This window comes from Nocardia aurea, assembly GCF_003123685.1.
In the GTDB taxonomy this organism is placed as follows: Bacteria; Actinomycetota; Actinomycetes; order Mycobacteriales; family Mycobacteriaceae; genus Nocardia; species Nocardia aurea.
The window spans coordinates 89,614-103,580 of record NZ_QCYJ01000018.1 but is presented as its reverse complement, the minus strand read 5'-3'; the positions used below and the strand labels follow the sequence as shown (position 1 = coordinate 103,580).

16 protein-coding genes are annotated in these 13,967 nt (G+C 67.9%); 8 read left to right on the top strand and 8 right to left on the bottom strand.

Annotated features, from left to right (window positions below):
• Window positions 1-50: 50 nt before the first annotated feature.
• Window positions 51-506, top strand: coding sequence for a hypothetical protein (locus tag DAT37_RS04715; protein ID WP_109523446.1), 456 nt, complete (start codon window positions 51-53; stop codon window positions 504-506).
• A 36-nt stretch (window positions 507-542) separates the two neighbouring features.
• The gene (locus DAT37_RS44775; protein WP_198654093.1) at window positions 543-698 is read left to right on the top strand and encodes a DUF6131 family protein; all 156 of its coding nucleotides are present in this window, start codon (window positions 543-545) and stop codon (window positions 696-698) included.
• A 41-nt stretch (window positions 699-739) separates the two neighbouring features.
• Here the strand turns inward: DAT37_RS44775 and DAT37_RS04710 are convergent, their stop codons facing one another.
• The 3 genes from DAT37_RS04710 to DAT37_RS04700 all read right to left on the bottom strand — a co-directional run bounded on the left by DAT37_RS04710 (window position 740) and on the right by DAT37_RS04700 (window position 2,725).
• Window positions 740-1,423 carry a phosphoribosyltransferase gene (locus DAT37_RS04710; protein WP_109523445.1) on the bottom strand — a complete coding sequence of 228 codons (684 nt, stop codon included), beginning with the start codon at window positions 1,421-1,423 and terminating at the stop codon, window positions 740-742.
• A gap of 131 nt (window positions 1,424-1,554) precedes the next feature.
• Window positions 1,555-2,283 carry a VIT1/CCC1 transporter family protein gene (locus tag DAT37_RS04705; protein WP_109523444.1) on the bottom strand — a complete coding sequence of 243 codons (729 nt, stop codon included), beginning with the start codon at window positions 2,281-2,283 and terminating at the stop codon, window positions 1,555-1,557.
• Window positions 2,284-2,347: 64 nt separating this feature from the next.
• Window positions 2,348-2,725 carry a hypothetical protein gene (locus DAT37_RS04700; RefSeq protein ID WP_109523443.1) on the bottom strand — a complete coding sequence of 126 codons (378 nt, stop codon included), beginning with the start codon at window positions 2,723-2,725 and terminating at the stop codon, window positions 2,348-2,350.
• Window positions 2,726-2,767: 42 nt separating this feature from the next.
• Here DAT37_RS04700 and DAT37_RS04695 point away from each other — a divergent pair, with 42 nt between their 5' ends.
• Window positions 2,768-3,511: a hypothetical protein gene (locus tag DAT37_RS04695; RefSeq protein WP_109523442.1), complete on the top strand. Its 744-nt coding sequence runs from the start codon at window positions 2,768-2,770 to the stop codon at window positions 3,509-3,511.
• A gap of 3 nt (window positions 3,512-3,514) precedes the next feature.
• On the opposite strand, the gene DAT37_RS04690 is transcribed toward DAT37_RS04695, so the two are convergent.
• Entirely contained in the window at window positions 3,515-4,522 is a 1,008-nt protein-coding gene (locus DAT37_RS04690) for an AraC family transcriptional regulator (protein WP_109523441.1), read from the bottom strand.
• A 69-nt stretch (window positions 4,523-4,591) separates the two neighbouring features.
• Between DAT37_RS04690 and DAT37_RS04685 the strand changes: the two genes are divergently transcribed.
• Window positions 4,592-6,103 (top strand): flavin-containing monooxygenase, encoded by a 1,512-nt coding sequence (locus DAT37_RS04685; protein WP_109523440.1) that lies wholly within the window; start codon window positions 4,592-4,594, stop codon window positions 6,101-6,103.
• Between the two features lie 4 nt (window positions 6,104-6,107).
• Here DAT37_RS04685 and DAT37_RS04680 read toward each other — a convergent pair whose 3' ends face one another.
• Both DAT37_RS04680 and DAT37_RS04675 read right to left on the bottom strand, forming a co-directional pair.
• Window positions 6,108-6,323, bottom strand: coding sequence for a hypothetical protein (locus DAT37_RS04680; RefSeq protein ID WP_109523513.1), 216 nt, complete (start codon window positions 6,321-6,323; stop codon window positions 6,108-6,110).
• A gap of 128 nt (window positions 6,324-6,451) precedes the next feature.
• Entirely contained in the window at window positions 6,452-9,121 is a 2,670-nt protein-coding gene (locus DAT37_RS04675; RefSeq protein WP_157978278.1) for a LuxR C-terminal-related transcriptional regulator, read from the bottom strand.
• Window positions 9,122-9,300: 179 nt separating this feature from the next.
• On the opposite strand from DAT37_RS04675, the gene DAT37_RS04670 reads away from it, so the two are divergent.
• The 3 genes from DAT37_RS04670 to DAT37_RS04660 all read left to right on the top strand — a co-directional run bounded on the left by DAT37_RS04670 (window position 9,301) and on the right by DAT37_RS04660 (window position 12,103).
• Entirely contained in the window at window positions 9,301-10,434 is a 1,134-nt protein-coding gene (locus DAT37_RS04670) for an AI-2E family transporter (protein ID WP_109523438.1), read from the top strand.
• A 63-nt stretch (window positions 10,435-10,497) separates the two neighbouring features.
• Window positions 10,498-10,920 carry a DUF7144 family membrane protein gene (locus DAT37_RS04665; protein WP_408637363.1) on the top strand — a complete coding sequence of 141 codons (423 nt, stop codon included), beginning with the start codon at window positions 10,498-10,500 and terminating at the stop codon, window positions 10,918-10,920.
• 175 nt (window positions 10,921-11,095) lie between these two features.
• Complete coding sequence (locus DAT37_RS04660) at window positions 11,096-12,103, top strand: TIGR03617 family F420-dependent LLM class oxidoreductase (protein ID WP_109523511.1); 1,008 nt, start codon at window positions 11,096-11,098, stop codon at window positions 12,101-12,103.
• A 34-nt stretch (window positions 12,104-12,137) separates the two neighbouring features.
• Here the strand turns inward: DAT37_RS04660 and DAT37_RS04655 are convergent, their stop codons facing one another.
• Window positions 12,138-12,752: a class I SAM-dependent methyltransferase gene (locus tag DAT37_RS04655; protein WP_109523437.1), complete on the bottom strand. Its 615-nt coding sequence runs from the start codon at window positions 12,750-12,752 to the stop codon at window positions 12,138-12,140.
• A gap of 71 nt (window positions 12,753-12,823) precedes the next feature.
• On the bottom strand, window positions 12,824-13,063 hold the full coding sequence (locus tag DAT37_RS04650) for a hypothetical protein (protein WP_109523436.1): 240 nt from the start codon (window positions 13,061-13,063) through the stop codon (window positions 12,824-12,826).
• A 374-nt stretch (window positions 13,064-13,437) separates the two neighbouring features.
• Between DAT37_RS04650 and DAT37_RS04645 the strand changes: the two genes are divergently transcribed.
• A complete protein-coding gene (locus DAT37_RS04645) occupies window positions 13,438-13,956 on the top strand; it encodes a hypothetical protein (protein WP_109523435.1) in 519 nt (172 codons plus the stop codon).
• Window positions 13,957-13,967 lie beyond the last annotated feature (11 nt).

The window sequence follows — 13,967 nt, the reverse complement described above, 5'->3', positions numbered from 1 at the left end:
GGCGCGGGGAATTGCGGTGTTGTCACACAACTTCAGCGCATGGGAATGTCATGATCATACTTATCGGACTGTTGGTCCTGATCGCCGCGGTAGTCGTCGGTGTCGCCGGAGTCGCGGCCAATACCGGCGAAGTACGAACCGACACCAGCGATTTCGGAGTGTTCGACTACCACTTCACCGCGTCGGCCGGTGAGCTGTTCCTCTGGGGAATGGCCGTCGGCGCGATCGGAATGCTCGGTCTGAGCCTGCTGCTCCTCGGTGTCTGGCGCTCCTCGCGGCGCGGCGCCGAAGCACGGCGTGAACTGCGTAAGACCCGCCGCGAGAAGGTCGCCGTCGAGCGGAATGCGCCGACGGTCCCGACTCCCGCGCCGAAGAAGCAGATCTCGGAGCCCGCGCCCGCTCAGAAGCCCGTGTGGAGCCTGAATCGGTTCCTGCCCAAGTCGTCCGAGCCCGCCTCGGTATCGACATCGAGCCGTCCCACGGCCGATGTTTCCGCCTCCAAATAACGATCGACCATCGATCGTCGAAAGAAGGAAAAGGTCATGATTGTTCTCGGACTCATTCTGCTGCTCGTCGGCTGGCTGGTCGGAATCCCGTTGCTCACCACCGCCGGTATCGTCGTCCTGCTCGTCGGCGCGGTGCTCTGGATCGCCGGGTCGGTCGGTCGTCCCGTCGGCGGACGACGTCACTATTACTGATCCCAGGTAGTAGCCGACTCAGTCGCCATCACCCCCGGTCGTCATCCGACCGGGGGTGTCGCGTATCCGGTGGCGCCGGATACGCCGCGAAAGGGGGCGGCCCGGTCGAGAAGTTCGATGACCATCTTGTCGGTGACGTCCTCGAAGTCCTGGTACCACTGCCCGATCGAATGGAACAGTCCCGGCGTCTCCAGGCACACGACATTGTCGACGTGGCCCGCCAGCACCCGGATGGCCCGCGGCGATCCGACCGGCACGGCGAGCACCACCCGGCTCGCGCCCTGGGAGCGGGCGACCTCGCAGGCGGCCCGCGCGGTGATCCCGGTGGCGACGCCGTCGTCGACGACGATCGCGGTCGCGCCGTTCAGCGGGATCGGCGGGTGGGTGGCGCGGTAGCGAAGGGCGCTGCGCGCCAAGTCGTCTCGGGCTTCGGCTTCGACTCGCGCCCGTTCCTGGTCGGATATGAAAGTCCGCAGCACCATTTCGTCGTCGATGACGCGAATCCCGTTCTCCCCGACCGCCCCGAAGGCGAGTCGTGGCTGGAACGGAACGGCGAGTTTGCGCACAACGGCCACATCGAGCGGGGCTCGCAGTGCGTTGGCGACCTCGTAGGCGACCGGGATGCCCCCGCGGGTCGCCCCGAGCACGACTACGTCGCCCGTTCCGAATCCCCGCAGCCGCTCGATCAAGCGGCGGCCGGCATCGCGGCGATCGTGGAATGGCATGTCGGTCCTCCTCAGTCGAGTACCGCGGCGAATGGAGCCACGCCATCGGGACTCTTCGAGGACTCGTACTTTACGCCCACTGTGGCACGAATCGCAGTTTCGCAGGTGAGATTCCTGGTCAGGCGTCCAGGTCAGATCCCTGACACATCGAAGATCTGCCCGATGCCGTAGGTGACCGCCATCGCCAGCGCACCTCCGATCACCACGCGGGGTACGGCCCTTCGTCGCCGACTGCCCCCGAGACGCGCACTGAGCGAGCCGGTCGCCGCGAGGGCGAGCAACACTGCGGCGAAGGTGACCGGAATACGCGCGGTCGCAGGCGGAAGCAGAATGGCCAGCAGCGGCAGCAGCGCGCCGACGGTGAAGGCGACCGCGGAGGAGAACGCCGCCTGCCACGGATTCGTGAGCTCGCGCGGGTTCAGGCCGAGTTCGGCTTCCGCGTGCGCGGTGAAGGCGTCGTGTTCGGTGAGTTCCCTGGCCACTTGGCGAGCGGTCCGGTCGGACAATCCCTTCGCCCGGTAGATACCGGCCAGCTCCTCGAGTTCGTAGTCGGGGTCTTCGCGCAGCTCCCTGCGTTCCTTGGCCAGCAGCGCCCGTTCCGAATCGCGCTGTGTGCTGACCGAGACGTACTCGCCCACCGCCATCGAGATCGCGCCCGCCGTCAAGCCCGCGATACCGGCGGTGAAGATCTGATCGGTGTCGGTGGTCGCGGCGGCGACGCCGACGACCAGTCCCGCGGTCGAGACGATGCCGTCGTTCGCGCCGAGTACCCCGGCGCGCAACCAGTTCAGCCGCGAGGCCACGCCGCTCGAATGCGGCTCGTGTGGGTGTCGATAGGGTGTGCCGGTCGAATCCGCCATGAGCCGCAGACTAGCTCGCCGCGGTGCCGCCGTTCGGCACCGCCGCCGATATCGCGTCCTCGGATCAGTGCCGGACGCGCCGACGCCGCTGCGTCGGCACCGGTGTCGGCATCAGCCGGTGGTGGACCACCTGGAGCCCGGCGAGCAGCACCACCGCCGCCACGCAGGTGAGATAGTCGCCGAAAGCGAATGCGAGCACGGCGATTCCGAGGAACAGCGGGATCTCGAGCAGCGCGCACCATGCCAGCACGCGCAGCCGGGTGGCATTGGCCTCCAGCCAGCGGATCCCGTCGTCGACGATCTCGCCCGCGGTGGCGGGCCCGACCAATCCGTCGCCGACCTGGATGAACCGGTGCACGGCCTCGTCCCTGCTCAGTTCGCCGAGCCAGGCCCGATCGATCAGCCGCTTGCCCTCTTCGGCAACCTCCCTGACCGTGTCCATGCGGCCCCTTCCGAGTCGATCTCCGGTCGTGAAGTCTATGACGTGGATCGCGCGGCTGGCATGCTGGCCCGCATGATCAATCTGCGCGGAATGCGCGCACGCTGTGCGGTGGTGGTCGCGGTCGGCGCGCTGCTGCTGGCCGGATGCGGTACCGACGAATCGGCGGGCGGGTCCACCTCGGCCCCGACCACGCCGCGGGAACAATTGCTGTTGACCCAGGAGGAATTCCCGGCGGGCAGTACGAAGATGGAGCTGCCCAAGGACCGGGTCGGCGCGGCGGCGGCCGATCTCGCGAGTGCGGGCCAGAACGGCACCTTCACCCCGCAGGAATGCGCCGGTCCCCAACAGGATCTCGGCACGGCGATGAAGGATCTGCTGGAACGGTCGTCGATCACGGCCGCGTCCGGACAGTCCGGCGCCATGTACGTGGAGTACATCGCCGACACCACCGCCGACCTGGCGCGGATCACCGAACTCAACGGGAAATGCGCCCGCTACACCTTCGCCTCGTCGGTCGAAGGCGCCCGGATCGACGTCACGGGCGAGACCGAGAACCGTACGGCCCCTGCCGATCTGAAAGGTGTCGACGCGATCGTCTACCGGTCGACGACCTCCTCCAGTATCGGCACCGACAAACCCCTGGTCATGAGCGCGTACTCGGGCATGGCCACCCTGCGCGGCCTGACCGTGCTGGTCCGCGTCACCGCGCTCAGCGACGCGGCCGACCAAGCCGCGTTCGATCGACTCTTCATCGCCGCCGTCGACAAGGTGCGCGAGGCCGCCTGACGCTCAGCGCACGCCGTCGCGTCGCACGGCGGTGGGAGTCGTGTCCCACCAGCGGCGTGCGCTGCGGGTGAACGTCGCCTGTTCGGACAGCCCGATCAGGGAGGCGATCTGGCTCATCGGCATATCGGTGGTGACCAGGTAGCGCCGCGCCTCGTGCCTGCGGACATCGTCGAGTATGGCGGCGAAGGTGGTGCCCTCGGCCGCGAGTCGGCGTTGCACGGTGCGCGGATGCATCGCCAGCAGGGCGGCGACCACGCCGATCTCGGGCGGTGTCGTGCCGAGCAGTTGACGCAGTGTCGCCGCGATCTGCGGCACGAGGGACGCGCCCGCCTCGTCGGTCTGCTCGGCCAGGAACGCCATCGCCAAGCGGTGCAGATTCCGGTCGCCACCGGACAGCGGTGTGTCCGCGAGGCCGCTCGGCACGCGGAGCAGGGCCGCGGGGCGGTTCATCCGGACCGGGACGCCGAAGAACTCCTCGTAGTCCGACAGCGGGGCGGCGGGACGATAGGGCAGTTCGACCGAGCGCAGCCCGTAGCGATCGCCTGCCAGCCGCTGGATCGCGCGGTGGACGAAACCGAGGCCGAGATCGGTGCCCTGGACCGGATTCACCCGACCCGGCGGGACGCCGTAGCGCAATCCGATCACCCCTCGGTCGCCGTACGGGTCCGGTTCGAGGGTCAGGCTCAGTGAGCGCGCGTGCACGAACAGGTAGCGCGAGGTGCATTCCAGCACGTCGGCCAGCGTGGGGGAGTTGCGGATGGCGAGCGCGAGCGGACCGAGCATGTCCAGGTCCTGCCGGTAGGCGATCCGCAGTCCCAGATCGGGCCGTGCCAGCCGGTGTGCCGCCAGTTCCAGCACCGTGGCGACCGCTTCGTCGGAGATCAGCAGATCGTCGGCGTCCAGCGCCGCGATCGGCAGGCCGACGGTCCTGGCGAACTCCTCGGCGTCGCCGCCGAGTTCGGCGACGGTCGCGCGAAACCCGCGCAGTCCAGCGGACCTGATCACCGACATGTCGCTCAGAATCAAATAACTGTCGGGTAAAGTCAAGCGTGTGAGAAGAATCCCCAGCACACTGGAATCATGACCGAGTCAGCCGTCGCACCCGACCACCTCGACGTCGTCATCGTCGGCGCCGGACTTTCCGGTATCGGCGCCGCCTACCGGTTGCAGACCGAATGTCCTGGCAAGAGTTACGCCGTCCTCGAGGCGCGCGACGCGCTCGGCGGCACCTGGGATCTGTTCCGCTACCCGGGGATTCGCTCGGATTCGGATATGTTCACCCTCGGCTACCCGTTCAAGCCGTGGCGCGACGCCAAGGCGATCGCGGACGGACCGTCGATCCTGCGCTACATCACCGAGACCGCCGCCGAGTACGGCATCGACCGCCACATCCGCTACGGCAGCAAGGTGATCTCCGCCGACTGGTCGAGCGAGACCGCGAGGTGGACGCTGAGCATCGCACGGCGCGACAGCGCGGGCGACACCATTCGAACCACCCTGACCTGCAACTTCCTCTACGCCTGCGCCGGGTACTACGACTACGACCGCGGGCACGCGCCGGATTTCCCCGGTGTGGACAGCTTCGACGGTCGCGTGGTGCACCCGCAGTTCTGGCCGGAGGATCTGGACTACGCGGGCAAACGCGTGGTCGTCGTCGGCAGCGGCGCGACCGCGGTCACCCTGGTGCCCGCCCTGGCCGAGCAGACCGAGATGGTCACCATGTTGCAGCGCAGCCCGACCTGGATCAGCGCCGTACCCGGTCGCGACAAGCGGGCAGACAAGATCCGCGAACTGCTGCCGCCGAACCTGGCGCACCGGGTGATCCGCGCCAAGAACATCCTGTTCGGCATCGGTTTCTACCAGTACTGCCGCCGCAGGCCGGAATCCGCGCGCAAACTCCTCACCGGTCTGACCACCCGGATCCTGAAGGACGAGAAGGCGGTCGCCGAACATTTCACCCCCACCTACAACCCGTGGGACCAGCGCCTGTGCGCCGTGCCGGACGCCGACTTCTTCCGGGCGATGAAGAAGGGGAAGGCCGAGGTGGTCACCGACCACATCGAAACCTTTGTGCCGGAAGGTATTCGGCTGAAGTCCGGCCGGGTGCTGCCCGCCGACGTCGTCATCACCGCGACCGGGCTGCGACTGCTCGCCTTCGGCGGGATCACCCCGAGCGTCGACGGCGTGCCGGTGCCGCTGTCCGAGCAGTTCGTCTGGCAGGGTGCGATGCTCACCGGCGTCCCCAATTTCGCCGTCTGCATCGGATACACCAACGCCTCGTGGACGCTGCGCGCCGATCTCACCTCGCGCCTGGTCTGCAAGGTGCTGCGCCACCTCGACGCCAACGGTTACGCCGCCGTCGTCCCGCGTCCCGACGGCGAACTCGGGCCGCGCCCGCTGCTTGACCTGGCCTCGGGCTATGTGCAGCGGTCCATCGCGGAGTTCCCGCGCCAGGGTGACCGGCGTCCGTGGAAGGTCCGCCAGAACTATCTGATCGATTCGGTCACCACGCTGCGCACCGACCTGAGCAAGACATTGGCGCCGCTGTCGGCCTCGGCCCCGAAGCCGAAGGTCGGTGCGAACGCGCGCTGATCCCTCAGTCCGGCATCTGCCGCATCTCGAGCAGGGTCAGCCCGAGCGAGTCGATCCGCGCCATGATGCCGCGCAGTGCGGCGGTGTCGGTGATGGGGCCGTAGAGGGTGGTCACTTCGCCGGGGGCCCGATCGGAGGCGTCGAGTTCGGGGAAGGCCGCCAGCGCCCGTTCGGAGAGCTTGCCGTCGATGATGAACTGGTATCGGATCGGGTCCGGCACGGGCACTCCTCTCGGCTGTCGTCCGCGGCGCGGATATGGATCGGGCCCCGAACAGAGAGTGCTCCGCGCAGTGGTGCGGCGTCCTCACCCGACGGGGATGAGATGTCCGCTCGCCGGTGAAGCGGCCCTCAGAGCACCCCGATGCGGCGGGCTCGCAGCATCGCGTCGGCGCGTGAATTGCTGCCGAGTTTGGCGTAGATCGAGCGCAGATGCGTCTTCACCGTATTGATGGAGACGCCGAGATCCTGGGCGATCTGCAACGCTGTGCGTCCACTCGGGAGTTGTTTCAGCACGGTCAGTTCGGCGTCGGTGAGCGCGGGGCTCATCGGTTGCGGCCTGGCCGCGGAATTCTCGCGGACGGTCTCGACGAAGGCGTTGTCGGCGCCGAAACGTCCCGCGTGCTCGTGCAGCATCGTGAGGACTCCCGGAACCTCGAAGAACGGCCGGACCAAGCGGTCCGGTGAGGCCAGGCGCACCGCCTCGGCGAAACCCTCGTAGGACTTCACCTGACGGTCGAGCCGGTGACAGGCCGACGCGTACAGCAGCCACGCGGTGACGGCGGTGTAGGCGGGCAGCTCCGCCGACCGTTTCAGCAGCGGGCCGACCGCGTCGAGTGTGTCGAGCGGTTTGTTCGCCGCCTCCGCCACCGCCGCCGCGGCGAGCACCGCGTCCGGTGCGCCGGGCATGGCGCGATACCCCGCGTCGGCGAGTTGCTGCGCGGCATCGCGTTCGTGCAGCCGCAGCAGGATCGCGACCACCGGGATGAGCAGGCGGCCGCCCAGCGGCGGATACGGACTCTCGGCCAGCAACCGGTGCATCTCGGTGTGCAGCGTCATGACCGCCGCGTGTTTGTCGGCGGTGTCGTCGAAAGTCAGCAGCAGGCCGACGATATGGGCGTGTCTGCCCGCGGCGGGCTCGCTCGCCCCGTCGAGTCCGCGCCGCGTCCGCGACAGGGCGGCCAGATCGTGGCGCGTGACGTCGTCGCCCTGTAGATGCGCGGCCAGCGCGGCGAGCGCCACCGCGTGCACGTGATCGGACAGGTGGGTGAGTTCGTATTCGGTGCCGAGGTCGACCGCGCGCGTCGCGCGTTCGCGCATCAGCGGCACCGGTCCGGCCAGTGCCGACGCCGCGGCCAGGCGGGTGACCGCGCGCAACTGCATGCGATGGTGGCCGATATGTTCGGCGAGGGCGAGCGCGCGCTGCAACAACTGTTCGCCGGCGCCGGTATCGCCGGTGAAGACGCGCAGGGTGCCGAGCTGGATGGCGACGTAGCAGTCCAGATCGGGCTGTCCGGTGGTCGGCGGTTCGGCCCGGATCTGCTCGTGCCCGAACTCGTCCGAAGTCGCGCCCGCCCCGGTCGCCACCACCCCGGTCGCCACCGCGACGGCCGACGCCGCGGCCAGCCCGGCCGCCGCGGCCGACGCGGCGCCCACGATGGTGGAGGTGATCGGCCCGTGGGCCCTGACCTGGTCGAGATAGGCCGCGGCGGCGGCGTGGTCACCGCGCTCCACCGCGTCGATCACCCGCAGCAGCCGAACGAAGGGATCGTCGGCGAGGTGCGCGGTGGCCGCGTCCAGTTTCTCGAACAGGATCGAGCCCGCCCCGTCGAGGACGACCTGCAACCCGTATTCCCGCAAGTACGAGGGTAATTCGGGTCGGCCGGGCTCGGCGAGCAGATGCGCGAGCGCGGCCAGCGGCGTCCCCGTCGCCAGGTACCACTGCCCGGCGATCCGATGCAGATCCGGAATGCGTTGCGGCGCGGCACGTTGCAGTTCGGCCAGCAGATAGGCCCGCAGCATCGGGTGGTAGGAGTACCTGATCCGGTCGGCGTTGACGGTGTGCTGGACCGGGAAATTGATGCGCGCCAGGTCGTCCAGCATCCTCGGGGCGTGCGGGCCCGCCAGTTCCTCGGCCAATGCCTCGGTGAAGGATTCGGGAACGCAGGTGGCGAGCAGGAATTCGCGGACATCCGCGTCGAGTACCTCGATCAGTTCGCCGACCAGGAAATCCGAGATCGGATGCGGGGCGTGCGCGAGCATGGCCAGCGCGCCCGCCTGATCGGGACCGTGCATGGCCGTGTAGATCGCCGCGATCCGCACCAGTGCCGCCCATCCCCGGGTGAGCTGTTGGATCGAGGCGACCTCGGAATCGGCGAGAGGGCAACCGTGTTCGACGAAAACGGAGGCGATCTGTTCGGGGCCGAAGGCGAGATCGGCCGCGCCGAGGCGGATCAGGCGGCCCGCGATGTCGAGGGTGTGCCAGCGCAGCGGCGGTTCGTATCGGCCGGTGACGATGGTCGTCATCCGGGCGGGCGCGTTGGTCAGGAAATGTTCCAGTCCGGCGAGGGCGATCGGGTCGGTGAGCAGGTGGGCGTCGTCGAGGACGAGGACGGCGGGCTGCCCGGCCAATTCGTGGGCCAGTTCCAGCGCGCTCGCCATCGGGTCGGCGAGTTGGTGGCCGCGTTCGGCGGGCAGTCCGAGTCCCGCGCGCACCGCCGCCCACAGCCGGGCGGCATTGTCGAAATTCTCGCCGATGGTGAGCCAGCAGAAGCGGGTGTCGGGATGTAGTCGCATATGGCGGCGTAGCCATTCGGCGGCGAGTACGGTCTTTCCGCTACCGGCGGGCGAACACATCAGGACGGCGCGGGGGGCCTCGGCCGCGGCGGCCTGATTGATCCGGACGTGTATGTCGCGCAGTACGAGCGGGGTGAACAGCGGCGCGGGGATGTCACCGGAGGCGATATCGCCGGTGATCACGGTCGGAGCATCGGCAAGTTGGAGTCGCCGCGAAGAGTCCACCCTAGCCTCCTGGGACGGTGCTGCCTCATCAACCGCCGGCCGTTCCGACCAGCCGAGCATACCGACCGAACAGCACTTTTTGCTCGTAGCAAAGATATAGCGACTCATCCGTAATGGGTGAGTCGCGGACCGGAGCCCGTGTCTTACCGTGCCGATCGGGGCGGAAGAGAAGAGGGTCGATGTCACCGCGGGAGAAGGGGTCGCGCCCGATCAGGTCGGCGCCCGCGCCGACGCCGACCGACTGGGCGATCCCGAGAGGACTGATCGTCCTGCTCGCCGCGGCGGGCGGGGTGGTCGCCGTCGGTGGCATGAAGGCCGCCGCCGGTCTGCTCGGACCGGTGTTCCTGGCGCTCATGCTGACCGTCGCCGTGCAGCCGATCCAGACCTGGGCCCAGCGGCGCGGACGGCACGCGCTGGTCGGTATGGCCCTCGCGTTCGTCGCGGTCATGGTGATCGTGCTCGGCATGGTCGGCCTGCTGATCGTCTCGGTCGCGCAATTGGCCACCGAATTGCCGCAGTACACCGACCGACTCGACGACGTGCTGGCGAACGTGCGCGAGCTGCTGGCCGGATTCGGGGTGAACAGTGAACAGATCCACAACCTGCTCAGCGAACTCGACGTGGGCAAACTCGTCGGCGCGCTGGAGTCGGCGCTGAGCGGGCTGCTCGGGATCTTCTCCAGCCTGTTCTTCATCCTGGCGCTGCTGCTGTTCATGGCTTTCGACGGCATGACTATCGGTACGAAACTCGACGTCATCGCCGCGCAACGTCCGGAAATCGCCTACGCCATCGAGTCCTTCGCCGTCGGCACCCGGAAATATCTGGTCGTGTCGACGGTTTTCGGTCTGATTGTCGCGGTGCTCGACGGCGGGGCGCTGTGGCTGATGGGCGTACCGCTGCCGGTGCTGTGGGGGTTGTTGTCGTTCATCACCAACTACATCCCCAATATCGGCTTCGTCATCGGACTCGTCCCGCCCGCGTTGCTGGCGCTACTCGACAGCGGTCCCGCCCTGATGATCTGGGTGATCGTGCTCTACAGCGTGATCAATTTCGTCATCCAGTCGATCATCCAGCCCAAATTCGTCGGTGACGCCGTCGGACTCAGCGTCACCGTCACCTTCGTCTCGCTGGTCTTCTGGACCTGGGTGATCGGGGCGCTCGGGGCGCTGCTCGCGGTGCCGCTGACGCTGCTGGTGAAGGCGCTGCTACTCGATATCGATCCGACCACCCGGTGGATGAACACACTGATCAGTGACAAAGCGCCGACCGACGCCGGGCGCGTCGAGCCGCCACCGGAGCCCGATCACCCGTAGCGGGTGAGGAAACCGGGGGCACCGACTTGGTGAGATCGATCCAGGTTCTTCTTCGCGGAAGGGATGATCATGACGACTCCGAAACACCAGACCGGCGAGAGCCCGGTCAAACAGGGAATCGCGGCGGGCACCTCCATCGGCGCCGCGATCCTGTTGCTCACCCTCGGTGTTCTACAGATCTTCGAGGGCATCTCGGCGGTCGCGAATGACGAACTCTTCGTCGTCGGGCCCGAATACATCTATCAGTTCGACACCACGGGCTGGGGCTGGATCCATATCGTCCTCGGCGCCGTCCTCGTGATCAGCGCCATCGGCCTGATGACCGGAAGCACGTGGGGCAAGGTCGCCGCCATCGTGATCGCGGCCTTGACGATCATCGCCAACTTCCTGTCCCTGCCGTACTACCCGTGGTGGTCGATCCTGATCATCGCCTTGAGCATCGTGGTGATCTGGGCCGTATCGACCTGGCATCCGAATACGGTCTGACCTCCCGATCTCGCGCCGTCGGCGGCCGCTTCCCCGGCCTCCGACGGCGCGGTTTTCGTCTGTGTGACCGCCTCGGGCACGCGGCCGTTCCGTTTGCCCGCCGTGACATTCCGATGGATACTCCTGTGGCCTCGGTAATGATGGGATGGCTGATGCGACCACACGGACCGGCCGAATGAAGGTCTACACGGCGATCTACGGACCGGTGAACGCGGTCGAGCGCACCGCGGCCCTGCGCGAGATGGGCGTCAGCGGGGTGTTCACCTTCGAGGGCCCGCACGACGTCTTCGCGCCCCTGACGCTGGCCTCCACCGTCGGCGACATGGATCTGCTGACCAATGTCGCCATCGCGTTCCCGCGCAACCCGATCCACCTCGCGCACCAGGCCAACGATCTGCAACTGCTGAGTTCGGGCCGGTTCACGCTCGGGCTCGGCACCCAGATCCGGCCGCAGATCGAGAAGCGGTTCGGCGTCGAATTCGGGCGTCCGACCGCGCGGATGGGGGAACTGGTCGCCGCGGTGCGGGCGATCTTCGACTGCTGGAACACCGGCACCAGGCTGGATTTTCGCGGGGAGTACTACCGCCACACCCTGATGACGCCGACCTTCAACCCCGGACCGAATCCGTTCGGCCCGCCGCCGATCTTCGTCGGCGCGCTGGGCCCGAGGATGACCAGAACGGCCGCCGAGGTGGCCGACGGGCTCCTGGTGATGCCGTTCAATTCCGCGCGCTACCTGCGTGAGCGGGTGTTGCCCGCGGTATGGGAAGGACTCGCCGTCGGCGGTCGCGACCCGAGGACGTTCACGATCCTGCCCGAAGTCATCGTGGCGGTCGGCGATACCGACGAGGAGCAGGCGGCCGCCGACGCGGCGACGCGCAAACTGCTCGGCTTCTACGGTTCGACCCCGGCCTACCGCCCGGTGCTCGAACTGCACGGCTGGGGTGATCTGCAAACGGATCTGAACGCGCTGTCCAAACGCGGACGCTGGCAGGACATGGCCCGCCTCATCGACGACGACATCCTCGAGACCATCGCCGCGCGCGGCAAACCCGCGCAGGTCGCCGCCGATATCCGCGACCGCGTCGGCGGGATCTCGGACCGGGTCTGCTTCTATCAGCCCTACGCGCCGAGCGATCGGACGATGGGCGAACTCGTGGGATACCTGACCGGCGATCGGTAGGTTCGGGCGAGGCCCACAGCCGGTCCGATCCGCGTCAGTTCGCGCGCGAGAACACCGCGACCAGGAAGTCGGAATCGTCGTCGAACGGGCGCAGATCCCAGGTCGACAGTCGCAGATCCGGGGTCAGGCCCGCCGTCGCGGCATCGCTGATGAACCGCGGGAACTCGTAGCCGCGATCGGCGCCGAAGCCGACCACCGCCCGGCCCGTCGGGCCGAGATGACGCGCGAAACCGGCCAGCACCGCCTCGCGTGTGGACGGGGCGAGAAAGGTCATCACATTGCCCGCGCACACGACGACATCGAAATCGGCGTCGACCCCGCGAGCGGGCAGATCCAATTCGGCGAGATCGCCGACCAGCCAGGTCGGCCCGGGATGGTCCTGTTCGGCGGCCGCGATCAGCACCGGATCGACATCGACGCCGACCACGGTATGTCCGGCCCCGTGCAGATATCCGCCCAGCCGTCCCGCCCCGCACCCCGCGTCGAGCACCCTGCTGCCGCGCGCGAGCATTGCGTCGATCAGCCGCGCCTCCCCGACGATGTCCTGCCCCCGCGCCGCCAGGGACCGGAACCGATCCACGTACCACGACGAATGCGCCGGATCCGCGGCAGTCATCTCCTCCCATTTGCTGGGGACGCGTCCACTCATCCCCCGATCATCCTGTTCGCGGCCGCGACTTGTCCACCATGCCCGTCGGCGGTGGACCGGATCCGCGCGCGCTACTGCTCGTCCACGCGTTCGCACATGACCAGGCCCGGTTCGATCTTCGTGCATTCGAAGACCGGCTGTGTGATGCCGATCGTGATGGGGGCGGAGGGGTCGCGGTGGTCGGCGGGGAGGTAGGCGAGGGCGAAGTGTTCGGCCGAGTCGGGGTATTTCTCGAGCAGGGCCCGGAATTCCTCGATCAGTGCGCTGTGCTGTCGGGTGATCGCGTCGGTGGATACACGCTGGTCTGTCACGGCTACTCCCGGGGCTTCGTGTGGTCTGAGGCGGAATCCAGTCTTCGAGCCGAACAGGTGAGCGTCACGAGTAGGGCACTACCTGGGTGTGACGGGGCGACGGACAGACCACCGCGTTCGCTGTTCACGGAACGTGGTCCACCTCCGAATGTGGTCGACCGTGATTGGCGTCGCCGTATCCGGGTATGGCTCCGCGAGTACGCGTATGCGGTGAATCCATGGGGGATCGCGGGTTTCGCGTTCGCCGGAAGGGGTCGGCGACGGCGGTCGGTCGGGTCGACCGGGTGAGCGAACGCGGGTGTCGGCGACGGGGCCGATCGATCGTCCGATTCGTCGTACCCGCACCGATTTCGTCACCGGAAGGATCGAACGCGATGACAGACACCCTGATCGACGTACCAGTAGGCCGCGAACAGATCGCGCGCCCGGATATCTGCCCGCCTCCCGTACCGGCCCGCCGTGCGCATGCCGGCATCGCGACGCCGTGGCGGGACGCGAAAACCGTGCTGGTGGCGCGGTCGACCGGTCCCAGGGAGATGGTGACCGTCCCGCGCCTGGTGGTGCCGATCGGGGAGAAGCAACTCGCGTTCGGCGTCGCCTCGCTCTCGCCCGAGGCCGATCAATTCGCCCACGACAACCGGGTGCTCGTGCAGCAGGGCGATTGGCGCGGCAACCCCGCCCTCGGCACCCACCAGCTCCAGGGCGAAGCCCAGCTCGTGACCGCCGGCACCCTCGTCCCGTACGTGCAGTCGGAACTCGAGATGAAGTATCGGTGGCGAATTCCGCTGGTGCGATTCGTCCGGAAACTGGTCCGCGGTGAGGCTCTCGACGGTGATCTGGTCGTCCTCGTGACGGTGCACGAGCCGAGCCCGGTGCCGCTGCTGCCCGGTTAGCCGGGCGGAAT